Genomic DNA, 18648 nt, shown 5'->3' with positions numbered 1-18648 from the left:
GGAGGCACCATGCGCATCGCTCTGTACCAGGGCGCACCCAAGCCACTGGATGTGCCCGGCAACCTGCAACGGCTGCGCCACCAGGCGCAGCTGGCAGCCGAACGCGGCGCACAGTTGCTGGTGTGCCCGGAGATGTTCCTGACCGGCTACAACATCGGCCTGGCCCAGGTCGAGCGCCTGGCCGAGGCCGCCGATGGCCCGGCAGCCATGACCGTGGTAGAGATCGCCCAGGCGCACCGCATCGCCATTGTCTATGGCTACCCGGAGCGCGGTGACGACGGGGCGATCTACAACAGCGTGCAGTTGATCGATGCGCATGGCCGCAGCCTGAGCAATTACCGCAAGACGCACCTGTTCGGTGAACTGGACCGCTCGATGTTCAGCCCTGGTGCGGACCACTTCCCGGTGGTGGAACTGGAAGGCTGGAAGGTTGGCCTGCTGATCTGCTACGACATCGAGTTCCCGGAGAACGCCCGACGCCTAGCGCTGGACGGCGCCGAGCTGATCCTGGTGCCGACGGCGAACATGACGCCGTACGACTTTACCTGCCAGGTGACCGTGAGAGCGAGGGCACAGGAAAACCAGTGCTACCTGGTATATGCCAACTACTGCGGTGCGGAAGACGAGATTGAGTATTGCGGGCAGAGCAGCATCATCGGCCCGGATGGCAGCTTGCTGGCCATGGCCGGGCGGGATGAGTGCCAGTTGTTGGCAGAGCTTGAACATGAGCGGGTGGTGCAGGGGCGCACGGCGTTTCCCTACCTGACCGATTTGCGCCAGGAGCTGCACCTGCGTAAAGGCTGACAAGGGCCGCTATGCGGCCCATTCGCGGGCACGCCCGCTCCCACGGGGTCTGCGCTGCCTTTCATACCGGCGCCCTACCCGCGAAAAGGCCGGGCCTGCGAACAAATCGGTTAGCATGGAAAGCAGCCACCGGAGCCCCCATGCCTGACGCCATCCGCCACCTCACCCTCGCCAACGGCTTGCAACTGACCTTGCGCCACGCCCCGCGCCTCAAGCGCTCGGCCGCCGCACTGCGGGTGCACGCGGGCAGCCACGACGCGCCTGCCAAATGGCCCGGTCTGGCGCACTTCCTCGAACACCTGTTCTTCCTCGGTACCCCGCGCTTCCCGCTGGAAGACGGACTGATGCGCTACGTGCAAGCCCTGGGCGGCCAGGTCAACGCCAGCACCCGGGAACGCGCCACCGACTTTTTCTTCGAGGTGCCCCCCAACACGCTCGGTGGCGGTCTCGAGCGCCTGTGCCAAATGCTGGCAGAACCGGATCTGGGCATCGAACGCCAACGCCGTGAACGCGAAGTGATCCATGCCGAATTCATCGCCTGGTCGCGCAATCCATCGGCCCAACAGCAGTTCGCCTTGCTGCAGTCAGTGTCAGCCAAGCATCCACTGGGCGCTTTTCATGCTGGCAATCGATACACCCTGGCCTTGCACGATGCGGCCTTCCAGCAAGCGCTTGCGGGCTTTCATCAACGCTTCTACCAAGGCGGCCAGATCTGCCTGAGCCTTTGCGGTCCGCAGCCGCTGGATGAACTTGAATGCCTTGCCCGGCAGCAGGCCGAACTGTTCGCTGCAGGTGAGCGCGTGCCGCAAATGCTGCCGCCGCCACTGCCAGCAATGGCTAGCGCTTTGACCTTCACGCACCAAAGCCTCCCCAGCGGTGCCGAGCACGCCCTGGAACTGCTGATCGCTTACCTGGAGGACAGCCGCCCAGGTACCTGGCTGGGCGCGCTTCGCGAGCGTGGCTGGCTACAACGTTTCACGGCCGAAAGGCTGTATGCGTTCGCCGGTCAGCTGCTGTGGCACCTTGACCTGAAGCTCAGTGCCGACGCTTGCCCGGACGAAGCCAGCGCCCTGCTGCAAGGTTGGTTCAGGTTCATCCGCCAGGCCGACCGCGAACAGTTTAACCACCAATTCGGCCTGTTGCAGCACAGCCGTGCGCACAGTGCCAGCGCGCTCGAGCTGGCCCGCCGGGACAGCACAGGCCAGCCGTTCGCCAGGCTGGATGCCCAAGGGTTGCAGGCGCTTGGCGCCCTGCTGGAAAGCCTGCCAGGTGGCGACCATGGCGATTGGCAGCTTTTGCCAGTCGATCCATTGCTGAAGGCTGACCTGCCCCATGCCAAGGCGCAGCCGCTGCCGGCAGCGCTGAAGATCAGTGACCAGCTCCCGCCCGCGCGCCAATACGCTGCGCTGTACCTGCGCTGGTATGTACCTTCGCCTTTGCGCCAGCAGCTACAGCGTGTGCTGGAACTGGCCCTGGCACCACTGCAGGAACGCTGTGACCGCGCCTCCGTGCAACTGCAGTACAGCAGCGCCGGAGAATACTGGCAGTTGCGCTGCGCCGGCCTGCCAGCAGCAGTGCTGCGGGCAGTGGAACAAGCCTTGGCCTTGATGCTCAAGCCACCTGCCAGTTGCTGGCTGCCCTGCATGGCGCAGCCCCCGGCCCTGATCCCCATCAGGGCCCTGCTCAAGCAACTGCCAGACGCGGTACGGGGTAGCCTGCCCGCAGTGGTGCCTGCCTGCACGCTTACCCAGCAGCAACTTGACAGCCTGTGGCTGAACACCGAGTGGCATGGCATGGCTGCAGGCTTCGAGGATAGCGCGCTAAAGGCTTTGGGCACTGCGCTGCAGCAGTGCCCTGGCCAGGGCTCGCGGCCTGGCCCCCTGCCAACCTGGGCAAACCACCGCTGGCAGCATGCCCAAGTGCCAGGCAGCGAACATGCCCTGCTGCTGTTCTGCCCGTTGCCGGCGGCAAAAGAGGCCGCGGGCCGCCTGTTAGCCCAATTGCTGCAAGGGCCGGTTTACCAGCGCCTGCGGGTAGACTTGCAACTCGGCTACGCGGTGTTCAGCGCCTTTCGTCAGGTCGAGGGGGTCGGTGGGCTGTTGTTCGGCGTGCAATCCCCCCACACCGGTCAGGCACAGGTGCTCGACCACCTGCTCAGCCTGCTGCGCCATGGCGTCACCCTTGACCCGGCCGCTCGCCAGGCGTTGGCCGGGCAATTCGACGAACCCGCCATGGCCAATGCCGATGTCGCCGAATGGGCGTGGCAGACACACTTGGGCACACAAGCCGATAGGCTGGATGTGCTGCGCAGGTCTATCCTGACTACGCGGCAGACGGATCTGGACCACCTGCTGAGCGACCTGCTCGACCCAGGTTCCGCTTGGCTATGTTTGGCCAACGCTGCCGCGCCAGACACTTCCTGGCAGGGCGAAAATCGATGATTATTACGCGAACTGCAACGGCGCTTCTCGAATAATTAACCTTCCGGTTCAAATTTTTCTTGTAAGATAGCGCAATCCCGTTTTCACGGAACTGCCAACGCATGGCGGTACCCAAGTAGTAGCTGAACAACCCAACCCTCATTCGGAAGGAGTAATTCCATGTGGACCAAACCTGCATACACTGACCTGCGTATCGGCTTCGAAGTCACCATGTACTTCGCTAACCGCTAAGCCGGGCTTAGGGTTTCACGCCTCGGCCTGCCGGGGCGTTTTCGTTTTTCAGATCCGGTTTCTGCATAGAGAGTGGCCATGTACATCCAGGTTCTCGGCTCCGCCGCCGGTGGCGGGTTCCCGCAGTGGAACTGCAACTGCGTCAACTGCAAGGGCTACCGTGATGGCACCCTGAAAGCCACGGCGCGCACCCAGTCATCCATCGCCCTGTCCGACGACGGTGTGCACTGGATATTGTGCAATGCCTCGCCCGACATCCGCGCCCAACTGCAGGCCTTTGCGCCGATGCAGCCGGCCCGGGCACTGCGCGACACTGGTATCAACGCCATCGTCCTGCTGGACAGCCAGATCGACCACACCACCGGCCTGCTCAGCCTGCGCGAAGGCTGCCCGCATCAGGTGTGGTGCACGGACATGGTCCACCAGGACCTGACCACCGGTTTCCCGCTGTTCAACATGCTCAGCCACTGGAACGGTGGCTTGCAGTGGAACCGTATCGAGCTGGAAGGCAGCTTCGTGATCGACGCCTGCCCCAACCTCAAGTTCACCCCCTTCCCCCTGCGCAGCGCCGCGCCGCCTTATTCGCCACACCGCTTCGACCCGCACCCGGGCGATAACCTGGGTTTGATGGTCGAAGACACCCGCACCGGCGGCAAGCTGTTCTACGCCCCGGGCCTGGGCCAGGTAGACGAAAAGCTGCTGGCGATGATGCACGGTGCCGACTGCCTGCTGGTCGACGGCACCCTGTGGGAAGACGACGAAATGCAGCGCCGTGGCGTGGGCACCCGCACCGGCCGCGAGATGGGTCACCTGGCCCAGAACGGCCCTGGCGGCATGCTGGAAGTGCTCGACGGCTTCCCGCGCCAGCGCAAGGTACTTATCCACATCAACAACACCAACCCGATTCTCGACGAAGACTCACCCGAGCGCGCCGAAGTCCTGCGCCGGGGCGTCGAAGTTGCCTTCGATGGCATGAGCATCGCGTTGTAAAACAGTCTGTGAGGCGACACCAGACCCTGTGGGAGCGGGCATGCCCGCGAAAAAGCCAACACGGTCCATGGCACCGGCTTCGCCGGTGTTCGCGGGCACGCCCGCTCCCACAAGGGAGAGGGATGTGCCCGGCCAGATAATCGTTCTACAGGAGCCAGCCGAATGAGCGACGCACTGCCAATGTCCCCTGCCGAATTCGAGCAGGCCCTGCGCGCCAAGGGCGCCTATTACCACATCCATCACCCGTACCACGTGGCGATGTATCAGGGGCGCGCCACCCGCGAGCAGATCCAGGGCTGGGTAGCCAACCGCTTCTACTACCAGGTCAACATCCCGATGAAGGATGCCGCGATCCTGGCCAACTGCCCGGACCGCGAAGTGCGCCGCGAGTGGATCCAGCGCCTGCTCGACCACGATGGTGCGCCCGGCGAGGATGGCGGCATCGAAGCCTGGCTGCGCCTGGGCCAGGCTGTCGGGCTGGACCCGGACCAATTGCGCTCGCAAGAGCTGGTATTGCCTGGCGTGCGCTTTGCCGTGGACGCCTACGTCAACTTTGCCCGCCGCGCCAGCTGGCAGGAAGCCGCCAGCAGCTCGCTGACCGAGCTGTTCGCCCCACAAATCCACCAGTCACGCCTGGACAGCTGGCCGCAGCACTACCCGTGGATCGACCCCGCCGGCTATGAGTATTTCCGTACCCGCCTGGGCCAGGCTCGACGCGATGTGGAACACGGCCTGGCGATTACCCTGCAGCACTACACCACCCGTGCGGGCCAGGAGCGTATGCTGGAGATACTGCAGTTCAAGCTGGATATCCTCTGGAGTATGCTCGACGCCATGAGCATGGCCTACGAACTGAACCGCCCACCCTATCACTCCGTCACCCAGGAACGGGTGTGGCACAAGGGAATCACCCTATGAGTTTCGACCGTAACCAAGTGCCGAACTGGCGCCCCGGCTACCGCTTCCAGTACGAGCCGGCGCAAAAGGGCCATGTGTTGCTGTACCCCGAAGGCATGATCAAGCTCAACGACAGCGCGAGCCTGATCGGTGGCCTGATCGACGGCCAGCGTGATGTGGCAGCGATTATCAGCGAACTCGAACAGCAATTCCCCGATGTCCCGGAAGTGGCCGATGACATCGAGCAGTTCATGGAGGTGGCCCGTGCCGAACACTGGATCGTCCTCGCCTGAGTTGCCACCTACGCCCGAGGTCGGCCTGCCGCTGTGGCTGCTGGCCGAGCTGACCTACCGCTGCCCGCTGCAGTGCCCGTATTGCTCCAACCCGCTGGACTTCGCCGCCCAGGGCCAAGAGCTGAGCACCGAACAGTGGTTCAAGGTCATGGCTGAAGCGCGGGAAATGGGTGCCGCACAAATCGGCTTTTCCGGCGGTGAACCGCTGGTACGCCAGGACCTTGCCCAGCTGATCGCAGAGGCCCGCCGCCTGGGTTACTACACCAACCTGATCACCTCGGGCATTGGCCTGACCGAGGCGCGCATCGCCGACTTCAAAAAGGCTGGCCTGGACCATATCCAGATCAGCTTCCAGGCCAGCGACGAGCAGGTGAACAACCTGCTGGCCGGCTCGAAAAAGGCTTTTGCACAGAAGCTGGAAATGGCCCGCGCGGTAAAAGCCCATGGCTACCCGATGGTGCTCAACTTCGTCACCCATCGGCACAACATCGACAAGATCGACCGCATCATCGAGTTGTGCATTGCCCTTGAGGCCGACTTTGTCGAACTCGCCACGTGCCAGTTCTATGGCTGGGCGCACCTCAACCGCCTTGGGCTGCTGCCAACCCGCGCGCAGCTCGAGCGGGCAGAACGTATCACCAACGAATACCGGGACAAGCTCAAGGCCGAGGGCAACCCGTGCAAGCTGATTTTCGTTACCCCTGACTACTACGAAGAGCGCCCCAAGGCCTGCATGAACGGCTGGGGCAACCTGTTCCTCACCATCACCCCGGACGGTACCGCCTTGCCCTGCCACGGCGCCCGCCAGCTGCCCGTGCAGTTTCCGAATGTACGCGACCACGACTTGCACCATATCTGGTATGAGTCGTTCGGTTTCAACCGCTTCCGTGGCTATGAGTGGATGCGCGAACCTTGCCGCTCCTGCGACGAGAAAGAAAAGGACTTCGGCGGCTGTCGCTGCCAGGCCTTCATGCTGACCGGCGATGCCAGCAACGCAGACCCGGTCTGCGCCAAATCGACCGAGCACGGCATCATCCTCAAGGCCCGCGAGGAGGCAGAAACCGCCCAGCTCGCGATCGAACAGATGACCTTCCGCAATGATCGAAACTCCCGTGTCATCGCCCGCGGCTGAGTTCAGCGCGGCCCAGGCGGTTGCCGCCGGCACCGACTTCGCCGAACTCAAGGTCAGTGCCGACGGGCTGTTCTGGAACGAATTCCGCCCAGCCGATGGAGCGTGCCGTATCTGGCACTGGCTGCACTACCAGGCCCGCTGCCTGACCCCGGACGGCTTCAGCGTACGCAGCCGGGTTTATGAGTACGGCGGCGGCAGCTTCTGCCTGGGTGGCGACGGGCTGGTGTTCGTCAACGAAAAGGACCAGCAGGTCTACACCCAGCCGCTGGACGATTCGCTACCGCGTGCGCTGACCCAGGATGCCAGCTGCCGCTACGGCGATGTGCAGTGGCACGACGGCCAGGTGCTGGCCGTCGAAGAGCGCCATGCCGAGCAGGTAGAGCACCGCCTGGTCGCTTTGGGTGACAGCAGCCGCGAGGTGCTCGCCGAGGGCGCCGACTTCTATGCCTCGCCTGCTGTCAGTGCCGATGGCCAGCGCCTGGCGTGGATCGAATGGGACCGCCCGGCGCAGCCCTGGACCGTCACCCGGCTGATGTATCGCGCGCGCGATGCCAGCGGCCACTGGGGGCCGGCGCAATGTGTAGCCGCCGCAGAAGAATCGCTGCAACAACCACGCTTCGATGCCGAAGGTCGGCTCTACTGCCTGTCCGACCGCAATGGTTTCTGGCAACCCTGGGGTGAGGTCGATGGCCAATGGCAGGCGTTGCCTGCCGCACCGGCAGACCATGCTGCTGCGCCTTGGCAATTGGGCACCTGTACCTGGTTGGCACTGGGCCCGCAAAGCTACCTGGCCAGCTGGTTCGAAGACGGCTTCGGGCAATTGGGGCTGCGTGGTGAAGATGGCCGTATGGAGCGTTTCGCCAGTGCCTACACACGCTTTCGCAGCCTGGCCATGGACAGCGAACACCTGTATGCCATCGCCGCGTCGCCCATCAGCCCCCCGGCAGTCATTGCCATTGACCGCAGCAACCATGAAGTACGCGTGCTGGCCGGTGGTGCCGAAATGCTGCCGGCAGGGCAAATCAGCCTGCCGCAGCCGATCCATTACGACAGTGGCGGCGAGCAGGCCCATGGTTTCTTCTACCCGCCAGCGCAGCCGCAAGGCGCCGCACCGCTGGTGGTGTTCATCCACGGCGGGCCAACCTCAGCCTGTTATCCCGTGCTCGACCCGCGTATCCAGTATTGGACCCAGCGCGGCTTTGCCGTGGCCGACCTCAACTACCGGGGCAGCACCGGCTATGGTCGGGAATACCGCCAGGCACTGCACCAGCGCTGGGGCGAGAGCGATGTGGCCGATGCCTGCGCGGTAGTCGAATACCTGGCAGCTCAGGGCGTGGTCGACAAACGCAAGGCGTTCATCCGCGGCGGCAGCGCCGGGGGCTACACCACCCTGTGCGCTTTGGCGTTCCAAGACGTGTTTCGCGCCGGCGCCAGCCTGTACGGGGTCAGCGACCCGATAGCCCTGGGCCGTGCCACCCACAAGTTCGAGGGTGATTATCTGGACTGGTTGATCGGCGACCCGCAGCGGGACGCTGACCGCTATCGCCAGCGCACGCCGCTGCTGCATGCAGAGCGTATCAAGGTGCCAGTGATTTTCTTCCAGGGTGAGCTGGATGCAGTGGTGGTGCCGGAACAGACGCGGTCCATGCTGGCAGCGTTGCAGGCCAACGGGATCGACGCTGAAGGGCACTTTTATGCGGGAGAGCGGCATGGGTTCCGCAAGGCGGAGAACCTGGCGCATGCCTTGGAAGAAGAGTGGAAATTTTATTGCCGGGTGTTGGTGCAATAGTTCCAGGCGCCCCCGCAGGAGCAACCTTGTGCTGCTCCTGCAGGGGCCAATCTCTGCCTGTATCAACGCTTGGCGATGATATACACCGCATGCACGATCCCCGGAATGTACCCCAGCAGGGTCAGCAGGATATTAAGCCAGAACGCCCCACCAAACCCGACCTGCAGGAACACCCCCAGCGGCGGCAGAAGAATGGCGATGATGATGCGAATAAAGTCCATGCGAGTCTCTCCTGAAGGGTTACATCAAAGACTAGCTCCCAGCCGTAGAGGTTCCACAGGCAAAAAAAAACGCCCCGGGCCGAATGAAACAGGCCAGGGGCGATGCGCAGGAACGCCAGACGGTTCGTTGAATTCTTTGCCAGGCCGCTACGCCGGCATTTCGCGACGGGCCTGCTGCTGGGCATGCAGGCGGGCGAAAGCGCGCGCCAGGCGCAGCAGCATTTCGTCGATGTTGCCTTTGCTCACAGTCAGCGCCGGTGAAAAGCGCACTACATCCACTTGCGGCGCGTTGAGCAGCAGGCCTTCGTGCAGGGCCGCAGCCACCAGTTCGCGGGCCAGGTTTTCTTTCAGTTGCAGGGCCCATAGCAGCCCGTGACCGCGCACTTCACCCTGACCATAGCGCCCGGTCAGGCGGCTCAGGCCTTCACGCAGGTGACGACCGTTGTCCTGTACCTGGGCTAAAAAGCCAGGTTCCAGCACGCTGTCCAGCACCGCCAGGCCGGCGGCGCACATCAGCGCGTTGCCGTGATGGCTGCCTTCCAGCTCACCAGGCTCGGCGCAGCATGCCTTGCCCCTTGCCAACAAGGCGGCCAGCGGCACGCCGCCCCCCAGGCCCTTGCCCAAGGTGATGGTGTCGGCGCGCACGCCATAGAGCTCCTCGGCCAGCAGCGCACCACAGCGACCAATACCGGTCTGCACCTCATCAAGGATCAGCAGGATGCCCAGTTCGCGGCAGAGCGTTTCCACGCCCTTGAGGTATTCCTGAGTAGCGGGAATAACGCCCGCCTCCCCCTGTATCGGCTCGAGCATGATTGCCACGGTGCGTGAATCCACCTCGGCGTGCAGCGCCGCGAGGTCATTGAATGGCACCTTGCTGAAACCCGGCAGGCCAGGTTCGCAGCGATTGCACGGCAACGGGTCGGACGCGGACAGCGCGCCGAGGCTACGGCCATGGCAGGCTTGGCTGGCAGTAATGATGTGATAGGCGCCGTTGCGGTGCAGTTGGCCCCACTTACGCGCCAGCTTGATCGCCCCTTCACAGGCCTCGGCACCGCTGTTAAGCAGGTAGGCCTGGTCACTGCCGGTACTCTGACACAGCCGGTTGACCAGCCCCAGCAGGCCACGGTTGTGGAAGCCCGAGCCCGGGTTGATCAACGCCTGAGCCTGGTTGCCCAACGCTTTGACCAGCACGCTGGGGCTGTGGCCCAAACTGTTGACCGCACCGCCCTGAGTGAAGTCCAGGTAGGCATGCCCTTCGTTGTCCCACAACCATGAGCCCTGGCCACGCACGAATACCTGCGCTGCACGTTCGGCGCCGGGCATCAGGCGCTCAGGCGACAGCTCAGACGCGTGCGGCACGATCACCGGCGCACGCTTGGGCTCGGCGGCGGCGGCAGGAGCCGAGCGGCGCAGGTTGAACAGGTTCATCAAGGGCTCCAACCAATCACGGTAAAGGGCAGCCACGGTGCGGTCTTGGTGCCGGCACTCGATATTTTGCCTTTCCTATCAAAAGTGTTTTTCATCCGGGGTAACAATCGACCGAATCATCGCTGTAACCCTTTGGAATACGGCGATAGACTAGGCTTCAGCAGGGTTTTCGACCATTTCGTTTTTCCAGCATTTTCGATAAGTATTGCTTATGGATTTCCGCCAACTGCGTTATTTCGTCGCGGTGTACGAAGAAGGCCACGTAGGCCGTGCCGCCGAACGCCTGTCGCTGTCACAGCCGGCGCTTTCCCAGCAGATTCGCCAATTGGAGCACAGCCTCGACCTGAGCCTGTTCGAGCGCAGCAACAAACGCTTGCTGCCGACCCTGGCCGCCCACACCTTGTACAACCATGCCCTGCCGTTGCTCGACGGCCTGCAGCGCGCCCACGAGGCTATGCGCAACTTCAAGGGCCAGTCGCTGCGCACCTTGGCTATCGGTGTATTGCAGACCGTGCGGCCAAGCCTGATACCGCAGCTGCTTGAACGGCTGCGCAAGGCTCAACCTCACCTGGTCGTGCAGATTTACGAGTTGTCGGGGTTAGAAATCGAACGGCGCCTGCTCAATGGCAACCTGGACATCGGCATCAGCTACTTGCCGCCGCGCCAGCCAGGGCTGCATGGCCTGCTGTTGTACGAAGATGAGCTGCAACTGGTCATACCCGATACCCACCCGCTGAAGGACTTCAAGAAGGTGTCCATCCGTCAGGCCGCCGAGTTGCCCATGCTGATGCTGGGCGAAGAGTTCCAGATCCGCCAGATCTGGCAGGCGCAGCTGGCCAGCCAAGGCCGACGGCCGCAGGTGCAGGCAGAGATGAACAATATGGCAGGGATTCTCGATAGCCTCGCGCACACGGCGCTGGCTACCATTCTGCCGGGGCGCGCCAAGGAGGCCGCCGAAGATGATCAGGGGCTGCTGTGGAAGCCGTTGAGCGAGCCGCGCGTGCCATTGAAGGTTGGCTTGGTATTTCGCGATGCCCAGCGCCAGCAGGCCTCTGTAGAGCTGCTGCGCACATTGCTTGAGGAAGAGACGGACGCCCGCCTGCTGGGGGCATCACCGCTGGATGTGCTGGCCTAAAACACGCACATAAAGAAAACCCCGCCGAAGCGGGGTTTTCCAGACTGTTTCCCTGTGACATCCGTATCGCCCCGCCATCCTGGCAGGTGGTCCTTCGTCGTCATCCTTGATCTGTCCTATGCGCTTCCTGCGCAACGTCCATGTGGTAAAGATTAACAGTGGATCCAATCTTAGAACAGTGGTGAAAAGTCACCGCGTCGCGTAGGAAAAAGCTTACACAAGGGGCATTCACAGATATGCGATGGCTGGGGCCGCTTCGCGGCCCAATCGCGACGCAAGGCCCCACATATCCAAACTTAGGCGATACCTGTGGGAGCGGCCTTGCGTCGCGATTGGGCTGCACAGCAGCCCCAGAAATCGATCAGAACTGCTCGGCATCCAGCAGGTACAGCGACTCACTTCCCGCCTTCACCGAAGCCACCAGCGAATCCACCCGTGGCAGCAACCGCGCGAAGTAGAACCGCGCCGTACCCAGCTTGCCCGAATAGAACGGCGCATCCCCCTCGCCCGCCTGTGCCGCCCGCGCCATCAGTGCCCACATGTAGCCATAGGCAACATAGCCAAAGGCATGCAGGTACTCGACCGAAGCCGCGCCAATTTCATTCGGGTTGCCCTTGGCCTGCTGCAGTACCCACTCGGTCAACCCGTCGAGCTGATCGAGCGAAGCGCCCAGTGGCTTGGCGAATTCGTCCAGTTCGCTGCCTGCACCGGTAATGAACTGACGAATCTCGTCAGAGAACAGCTTGTAGTATGCCCCGCCGCTGGCCACCACTTTACGCCCCATCAGGTCGAGGGCCTGGATGCCATTGGTACCTTCGTAGATCTGGGTAATGCGCACGTCGCGCACCAACTGCTCCTGCCCCCACTCACGAATGTAACCATGCCCGCCAAATACCTGCTGGCCGTGCACTGCGCACTCCAGGCCCAGGTCGGTGAGGAAGGCCTTCGCCACCGGCGTCAGCAGTGCCACCAGCTCTTCGCTGCGTTTGCGCACGCTGGCGTCTTCGCTGTACTTGGCACTGTCCAGCTGCATGGCCACATAAGTGGAGAATGCGCGGCCACCTTCGATCAGCGCCTTCATGGTCAACAGCATGCGACGCACGTCCGGGTGGACGATGATCGGGTCGGCAGCCTTGTCCTTGGCTTGTGGGCCGGCCGGGGCACGGCTTTGCAGGCGATCGCGGGCGTACTCCACGGCGTTCTGGTAGGAGCGCTCGGCCGACGCCAGGCCTTGAATGCCAACGCCCAGGCGCTCGTAATTCATCATGGTGAACATGGCCGCCAGGCCTTTGTTCGGCTCACCGACGATGTAGCCGACAGCTTCGTCGAAGTTCATCACACAGGTAGCCGAGGCCTGGATGCCCATTTTGTGCTCGATCGAGCCGCAAGTGGCCGGGTTCCGCGCGCCGAGGCTACCGTCTTCATTGACCAGGAATTTCGGCACCAGGAACAGCGAAATACCTTTCGGCCCCGCCGGTGCATCCGGCAACTTGGCCAGCACCAGATGGATGATGTTCTCGGTCAGGTCGTGTTCGCCACCCGTGATGAAAATCTTGGTACCGCTGACCTTGTAGCTGCCATCCGCCTGGGGCTCGGCCTTGGTGCGGATGATGCCCAGGTCAGTACCGGCATGCGGCTCGGTCAGGCACATGGAGCCGGCCCAAACGCCGGCATACATGTTCGGAAGGTATTTTTCCTTCAAGGCCTCGCTGGCGTGGGCGTTGATCGACAGACAGGCGCCGGCCGTCAGCATCGGGTACAGGCCGAAAGCCAGGCTGGACGCGTTGACCATTTCCTCGACCTGGGCCGAGATGGCCTTGGGCATGCCCATACCGCCGAACAGCGGGTCGCCGCCCACGCCCACCCAGCCGCCTTCGGCGTAGGTGTTGTAGGCTTCAATGAAACCGGCCGGGGTCCGCACCGCGCCGTTGTCCCAGTGGCAGCCCTCTTCGTCGGCGGCGCGGCTGAGCGGCGCAATGGTCTTGGCGGTGACCTTGCCGGCTTCTTCCAGCACGGCCATGGCCGTGTCGGCATCGACAACCTCGGCCAGCCCGGGCAACTGCGTCCACTGCTCGGCCACGTTGAAGACTTCATTCAGTACGAAGCGCATGTCGCGCAGGGGCGCTTTATAGTCAGCCATGACAACCTCTCGCTAGTCGGGTCGGGGCGGTCTCGGGGAACCGCGACACTGGGGTTACTGGCAGTGTAACCGAACAACTTTTGCGAGACATAGGGTCATCAATCGACTGTATAGTCTCGCCTGGTCACGCCGTGCGCACTGCCCCACGCTGTGATTGTCGCCCATGCACCATGACACAATTTCGCCCCGCGCCTTTGGCACTGTAAAGCGCCTGGTCGGCGGATTTCAGCACCGCCTCGGGGTTTCGATGATCGGCCTGGCGCTCGGCCACGCCGATACTGATGGTGACCGAGACCGTGCCGCCGGCGCTGCCCGCCCGGCGCTGGCGCCCGGCGGTATCGTCCTGCGGGCGGTTGTGCTGATCGCGCAGGTGCATCACGTAATTGGCGATCACTTCACGCACGGCTTCCACATGCGGCACGCATTCCGCGGCAGTCTTGCCGGCGAACACCAGGGCGAACTCCTCCCCGCCATAACGGTAGGCGCGGCCACCGCCGGTGACCTTGGACAAGCGGCTGGCGACCAACCGCAGCACCTGGTCACCGACATCGTGGCCGTGGGTGTCGTTGAATTTCTTGAAGTGGTCGACATCGGTCATGGCGATCACATAGTTACGCCCCAGGCGCTGCATGCGCTCGTTCAGCGCACGACGCCCCGGCAGGCCAGTCAGCTCGTCACGGAAGGCCATCTGATAAGCCTCGTGCGCCACGGCTGCGGCGATCATCAACATTACCTGGCTGCACATGATGTTCAAGGTAAACGGCAGGATGAAGGTTTGCGGCAGCATCCAGAAAATGCCCAGCAGGCCGATCAACTGCGCAGCGTGCAGCGGCCGGGGTGCACGCAGGTACTGCACCACCAGCAGAATGAACACACCCAGGAACAGTGGGTAGACCATCTGGATCAGGCTCATCCAGTGGCCATGCAAAGCCGGCCAGCGGATCTCCGCCAACCAGGTCAGCAACGCCTCGGGGTAGCTTTGCTGGAGGGCCACCGCCACACTGCCCACGGCAAACAGTACGGCACCGCGGGCGACCAGGTCCTGCAGCAGGTGCGTGCGCTCCTGCCAGGCGCCGTACAGCCCGAACAGCGCCGGCAGCAACAGGCAGACCAGGTGGAAGATCACCGCGGCGTCCTCACGCACGCGGCCATGGTCACGGTAGAAGTCGGTCTGGGTATCGAGCAGGAAGTAGGCGATGTACACCGTCAGCATCAGGAACAGCTCACGCTGGCGGCGGTAAACCGCGCAGTAGGCGCCGCCCAGCAGTAGAACCAAGGTAGGCAGGACATTGAACAGCGATGTGAAAAAGACGCTGAGGTCTCTCACATAGGCTGCGGCGAGCCCTGCCAGCAACAAGAACAGCGACGGCAGGAAGTGGCTTGCGCGAACAGCGTTAAAACGAAACAAGGGTAATCTCCAACCCGGCAGATCAATAATGGCATTGTGCCCTCACTTCATCGGCAGTGCACTGGAACAGTTGAATTTGCGGTTGGATGACCGAACTTCCGGCCGCCACGCGAGCCTTGTAGGAGCGGGTTTACCCGCGAATACGGTAGCGCCGGCAACGGTGAACGGCTGATCGAGATTGGCCAGCAGGGCCGGCCCTTTCGCGGGTGAACCCGCTCCTACACGACGGCCTGTGTCCAACCCCTGATGTGTGTCCTCCACCGTGGTAGGAGCGGGTTTACCCGCGAATACGGTAGCGCCGGCAACGGTGAACGGCTGATGGAGATTGGCCAGCAGGCCCGGCCTCTTCGCGGGTAAACCCGCTCCTACGAGGGACCACGCTGAACCTGAAGACAAAAAAACCCGCCTGCCGGTCAGGGCAGGCGGGTTTTGGCTACAGCGCCAGTATCAGTACGACAGGCCGAAGTGCTCTTCGTCCATCGCCATCAGGTTGTTGGCGCCCGACAGCATGGTCGCCACATGGGTACGGGTACGTGGCAGGATGCGCTGGAAGTAGAAGCGGGCAGTCTGCAGCTTGGCGGTGTAGAACGCCTCCTCGCTGGTACCGGCTGCCAGTTTCTCGGCGGCCAGGCGGGCGATGTCGGCCCAGAAGTAAGCCAGGCAGGCATAGCCGGAGTACATCAGGTAATCGACCGAAGCCGCACCCACTTCTTCACGGTCCTTCATGGCAGCCATGCCCACTTTCATGGTCAGCTCGCCCCACTCCTTGTTGATGGCCGCCAGCGGTTCGACGAACTCCTTGACCGCTTCGTTACCTTCCTGCGCCTGGCAGAACTTGTGCACGATCTTGGTGAAGCCCTTCAGTGCTTCGCCCTGAGTCATCAGCACTTTGCGACCGAGCAGGTCGAGGGCCTGAATACCGGTAGTGCCTTCGTACAGCATGGAGATACGGCTGTCGCGCACGTTCTGCTCCATGCCCCATTCGGCGATGAAGCCATGGCCACCGTAGATCTGTACGCCGTGGTTGGCGGCTTCGAAACCGACTTCGGTCATGAAAGCCTTGGCGATCGGGGTCAGGAACGCCAGCAGGGCGTCAGCCTTCTTGCGCTCTTCTTCGTCCTGGCTGTACTTGACGATGTCCACCTGCTTGGCAGTGAAGTACACCATCGCGCGATTGCCTTCGGCGAAGGCCTTCATGGTCAGCAGCATGCGCCGTACGTCCGGGTGGACGATGATCGGGTCAGCGGCCTTGTCCGGTGCTTTCGGGCCGGTCAGGGAACGCATCTGCAGGCGCTCACGGGCGTACTTCAGGCCACCCTGGAACGCCACCTCGGCGTGGGCCAGGCCTTGCAGCGCGGTACCCAGGCGAGCAGTGTTCATGAAGGTGAACATGCAGTTCAGGCCTTTGTTGGCTGGGCCGATCAGGTAGCCGGTGGCCGCATCGAAGTTCATGACGCAGGTGGCGTTACCGTGGATGCCCATCTTGTGTTCGATCGAGCCGCAGCTCACGCCGTTGCGCTCGCCCACACCGCCATCGGCGTTGGGCAGGAACTTCGGCACGATGAACAGTGAAATACCCTTGGTGCCGGCCGGTGCGTCCGGCAGGCGGGCCAGGACGATATGGACAATGTTGTCGGCCATGTCGTGCTCACCGGCCGAAATGAAGATCTTGGTGCCCGACACTTTGTAGCTGCCGTCGGCCTGTGGCTCGGCCTTGGTGCGCAGCATGCCCAGGTCGGTGCCGCAGTGCGGTTCGGTCAGGCACATGGTGCCGGTCCACTCGCCGGACACCAGCTTGGTCAGGTAGGTGTGCTGCTGCTCGGCAGTGCCATGCGCAGAAATAGTGTTCATCGCGCCATGCGACAGGCCTGGGTACATACCCCACGACCAGTTCGAGCCACCGACCATTTCGCTCAGGGCCAGGCCCAGCGACTCTGGCAGGCCTTGGCCGCCATGCTCGACGTCATGTGCCAGGCTCGGCCAGCCGCCTTCGACGAACTGCTGGTAGGCTTCCTTGAAGCCGGTTGGGGTTTTCACCCCCGATTCGCTCCAGGTGCAGCCTTCCTGGTCACCCACACGGTTCAACGGCGACAACACCTGCTCACAGAACTTCGCGCCTTCTTCAAGGATCGCGTCGACCATGTCGGGCGTGGCGTCCTGGCAGCCCGGCAGGCTCTGATAGTGCGCCTCATAGCCAAGCAGCTCGTCGCGAACGAAGCGGATATCACGCAAGGGGGCTTTGTAGTCAGGCATTGCGATGAACCTCTAGGTGAGTTCTGTGGGGTGACCCGCGCTTGGCGGAAGCCGATCAAACAGTTGTTTGAAACTTACGTTTAGCTCAGCTTTCTGTCAAGGATGGACTATGGTGCCATTTACGCCACGAAAAATGGCAAATCAGTCATGCCATGGCACAAACCCTTGTAGGAGCGGGCTTGCCCGCGAAGAGGCCCGACCAGACAAAATTGTTGTCTGATCGGACGCATTCGCGGGCAAGCCCGCTCCTACAAGGGCAGGCGCTGAAATAGGGGATGACGCAAGTGTTCAGGCGTAGGTGTCGATGATCCGGCCAAGCATTTCGTCGGATGCCTTGGCGACCTTCGCGCCAAGCTCGACTTCGGTCTTGCCCACCGCCTGTTGCACGACACTGGTGGCCAGGTCCATCTGCTGGCTGCGGTCGACCGCGCGCAGGCGTTCGGCCTGAAAATCGCTGGACTGGCTAGTGGCGGTACGTTCGGCAGTGGTGTTGGCGATCTGGCTGGCGGCCTGATCGACGCGGTTCTGGCCGGTCTGGATTGCGCTCAGGCCCGCGTAGTAGGCGGAGCTACCGGTGATTTCCATGTCAGGACTCCATTGACGCTGGATGACGAACAGCCCCAATTAAAACAGGCTAGGGGCGAAAAGGCCCGTTTAAATCCCTAATGGCTCAATGCCAGTTGATAGGCCTTGGGTATTCCTGCACTGGCCGCCTCGCGGGTAAACCCGCGCCCACAACGGTATGCGCCCCCTCGTAGGAGCGGGTTTACCCGCGAAGAGGCCGGGCCTGCATCACACTAATCCAGCAGATCCAACTGCAGATGCTCAGCCACCATGTCGGCACTGGCCTGCTTGAGCTTGGGCACCCGCCCCAGGCAAGGCGCCGGCAAGCGCTCTGCAAGGCTGGCCAGGTTCTCTTCCAGCCGTGAGGTGCGCGGCTCGATGATGTTTGCCACCCAACCCGCCAACTGCAGCCCATCACGCTCGATCGCTTCGGCGCTGAGCAAGGCATGGCTGATGCAACCCAACCGCACACCTACCACCAGAATCACCGGCAACCGCAGGGCAACGGCAAGGTCGGACAGGTTCTCCAGGCCCGACAGCGGTACGCGCCAGCCACCGGCCCCCTCTATCAGGGTGAAGTCGGCATTTTGTTGCAGCACATTGCGCATCGCCGCGAGCAGTTCTGGCACAGCCAGCGTCACCCCTGCCTCGCGCGCCGCCACATGCGGGGCAATAGCAGGCTCGAAGGCAAACGGATTGACCTGCTCATAGGGCAGCTTGACCGTGCTTTCGTCGATCAGCGCCAGGGCATCGCTATTGCGCAAACCTTTCGGCGTCATGGTGCAGCCCGAAGCAACCGGCTTGGCACCCAGTGTGCTCATGCCCTGCAAACGCGCCGCATGCAGCAGGCCGGCAGCGATGGTGGTCTTGCCGACATCGGTATCGGTACCCGCAATGAAAAAGGCCTGGCTCATCGTGCTCC

The 18648-nt window shown here is 62.8% G+C and carries 16 protein-coding genes; 9 read left to right on the top strand and 7 right to left on the bottom strand.

What is annotated here, in order from left to right; genetic code table 11:
• The first annotated feature begins 9 nt into the window (after window positions 1-9).
• The 8 genes from KW568_RS01820 (at window position 10) to KW568_RS01785 (ending at window position 8577) form a co-directional block, all read left to right on the top strand.
• On the top strand, window positions 10-804 hold the full coding sequence (locus KW568_RS01820; protein ID WP_003255587.1) for a carbon-nitrogen hydrolase family protein: 795 nt from the start codon (window positions 10-12) through the stop codon (window positions 802-804).
• A 140-nt stretch (window positions 805-944) separates the two neighbouring features.
• A complete protein-coding gene (gene pqqF, locus KW568_RS01815) occupies window positions 945-3245 on the top strand; it encodes a pyrroloquinoline quinone biosynthesis protein PqqF (RefSeq protein WP_004576182.1) in 2301 nt (766 codons plus the stop codon).
• A 159-nt stretch (window positions 3246-3404) separates the two neighbouring features.
• Complete coding sequence (pqqA, locus tag KW568_RS01810; protein ID WP_003243383.1) at window positions 3405-3476, top strand: pyrroloquinoline quinone precursor peptide PqqA; 72 nt, start codon at window positions 3405-3407, stop codon at window positions 3474-3476.
• Between the two features lie 78 nt (window positions 3477-3554).
• The gene (gene pqqB / locus KW568_RS01805) at window positions 3555-4466 is read left to right on the top strand and encodes a pyrroloquinoline quinone biosynthesis protein PqqB (RefSeq protein ID WP_003255590.1); all 912 of its coding nucleotides are present in this window, start codon (window positions 3555-3557) and stop codon (window positions 4464-4466) included.
• Window positions 4467-4628: 162 nt separating this feature from the next.
• A complete protein-coding gene (gene pqqC, locus KW568_RS01800) occupies window positions 4629-5384 on the top strand; it encodes a pyrroloquinoline-quinone synthase PqqC (protein ID WP_003255592.1) in 756 nt (251 codons plus the stop codon).
• Window positions 5381-5656, top strand: a complete 276-nt coding sequence (pqqD, locus tag KW568_RS01795) for a pyrroloquinoline quinone biosynthesis peptide chaperone PqqD (RefSeq protein WP_003255595.1) — start codon at window positions 5381-5383, stop codon at window positions 5654-5656. Before pqqC ends, pqqD begins: the two co-directional genes overlap by 4 nt.
• Window positions 5628-6788, top strand: coding sequence for a pyrroloquinoline quinone biosynthesis protein PqqE (gene pqqE / locus KW568_RS01790; protein ID WP_014860209.1), 1161 nt, complete (start codon window positions 5628-5630; stop codon window positions 6786-6788). Before pqqD ends, pqqE begins: the two co-directional genes overlap by 29 nt.
• Window positions 6754-8577, top strand: a complete 1824-nt coding sequence (locus tag KW568_RS01785; RefSeq protein WP_004576181.1) for a S9 family peptidase — start codon at window positions 6754-6756, stop codon at window positions 8575-8577. The genes pqqE and KW568_RS01785 overlap by 35 nt, the downstream gene beginning before the upstream one ends.
• Window positions 8578-8639: 62 nt before the next feature.
• Here the strand turns inward: KW568_RS01785 and KW568_RS01780 are convergent, their stop codons facing one another.
• Both KW568_RS01780 and KW568_RS01775 read right to left on the bottom strand, forming a co-directional pair.
• Window positions 8640-8798 carry a YqaE/Pmp3 family membrane protein gene (locus KW568_RS01780; RefSeq protein ID WP_003177654.1) on the bottom strand — a complete coding sequence of 53 codons (159 nt, stop codon included), beginning with the start codon at window positions 8796-8798 and terminating at the stop codon, window positions 8640-8642.
• 147 nt (window positions 8799-8945) lie between these two features.
• Window positions 8946-10226, bottom strand: coding sequence for an aspartate aminotransferase family protein (locus KW568_RS01775; protein ID WP_004576180.1), 1281 nt, complete (start codon window positions 10224-10226; stop codon window positions 8946-8948).
• Window positions 10227-10437: 211 nt separating this feature from the next.
• Here KW568_RS01775 and KW568_RS01770 point away from each other — a divergent pair, with 211 nt between their 5' ends.
• The gene (locus KW568_RS01770; protein WP_003255599.1) at window positions 10438-11361 is read left to right on the top strand and encodes a LysR family transcriptional regulator; all 924 of its coding nucleotides are present in this window, start codon (window positions 10438-10440) and stop codon (window positions 11359-11361) included.
• 361 nt (window positions 11362-11722) lie between these two features.
• Here the strand turns inward: KW568_RS01770 and KW568_RS01765 are convergent, their stop codons facing one another.
• The 5 genes from KW568_RS01765 to bioD all read right to left on the bottom strand — a co-directional run bounded on the left by KW568_RS01765 (window position 11723) and on the right by bioD (window position 18640).
• Complete coding sequence (locus tag KW568_RS01765) at window positions 11723-13501, bottom strand: acyl-CoA dehydrogenase C-terminal domain-containing protein (RefSeq protein ID WP_003255600.1); 1779 nt, start codon at window positions 13499-13501, stop codon at window positions 11723-11725.
• 124 nt (window positions 13502-13625) lie between these two features.
• Window positions 13626-14909, bottom strand: a complete 1284-nt coding sequence (locus KW568_RS01760; RefSeq protein ID WP_003255601.1) for a diguanylate cyclase — start codon at window positions 14907-14909, stop codon at window positions 13626-13628.
• 447 nt (window positions 14910-15356) lie between these two features.
• Window positions 15357-17162: a phenylacyl-CoA dehydrogenase gene (locus tag KW568_RS01755; protein WP_004577123.1), complete on the bottom strand. Its 1806-nt coding sequence runs from the start codon at window positions 17160-17162 to the stop codon at window positions 15357-15359.
• A gap of 288 nt (window positions 17163-17450) precedes the next feature.
• Window positions 17451-17747, bottom strand: coding sequence for a hypothetical protein (locus KW568_RS01750; RefSeq protein ID WP_003255603.1), 297 nt, complete (start codon window positions 17745-17747; stop codon window positions 17451-17453).
• A 212-nt stretch (window positions 17748-17959) separates the two neighbouring features.
• Window positions 17960-18640: a dethiobiotin synthase gene (gene bioD, locus KW568_RS01745; protein ID WP_003255605.1), complete on the bottom strand. Its 681-nt coding sequence runs from the start codon at window positions 18638-18640 to the stop codon at window positions 17960-17962.
• Window positions 18641-18648 lie beyond the last annotated feature (8 nt).

This window comes from Pseudomonas sp. HD6515, assembly GCF_024971855.1.
Taxonomy (GTDB): domain Bacteria; phylum Pseudomonadota; class Gammaproteobacteria; order Pseudomonadales; family Pseudomonadaceae; genus Aquipseudomonas; species Aquipseudomonas alloputida.
Note: the sequence above shows the minus strand (reverse complement) of the source record. Positions and strands in the feature narration are given on the sequence as shown.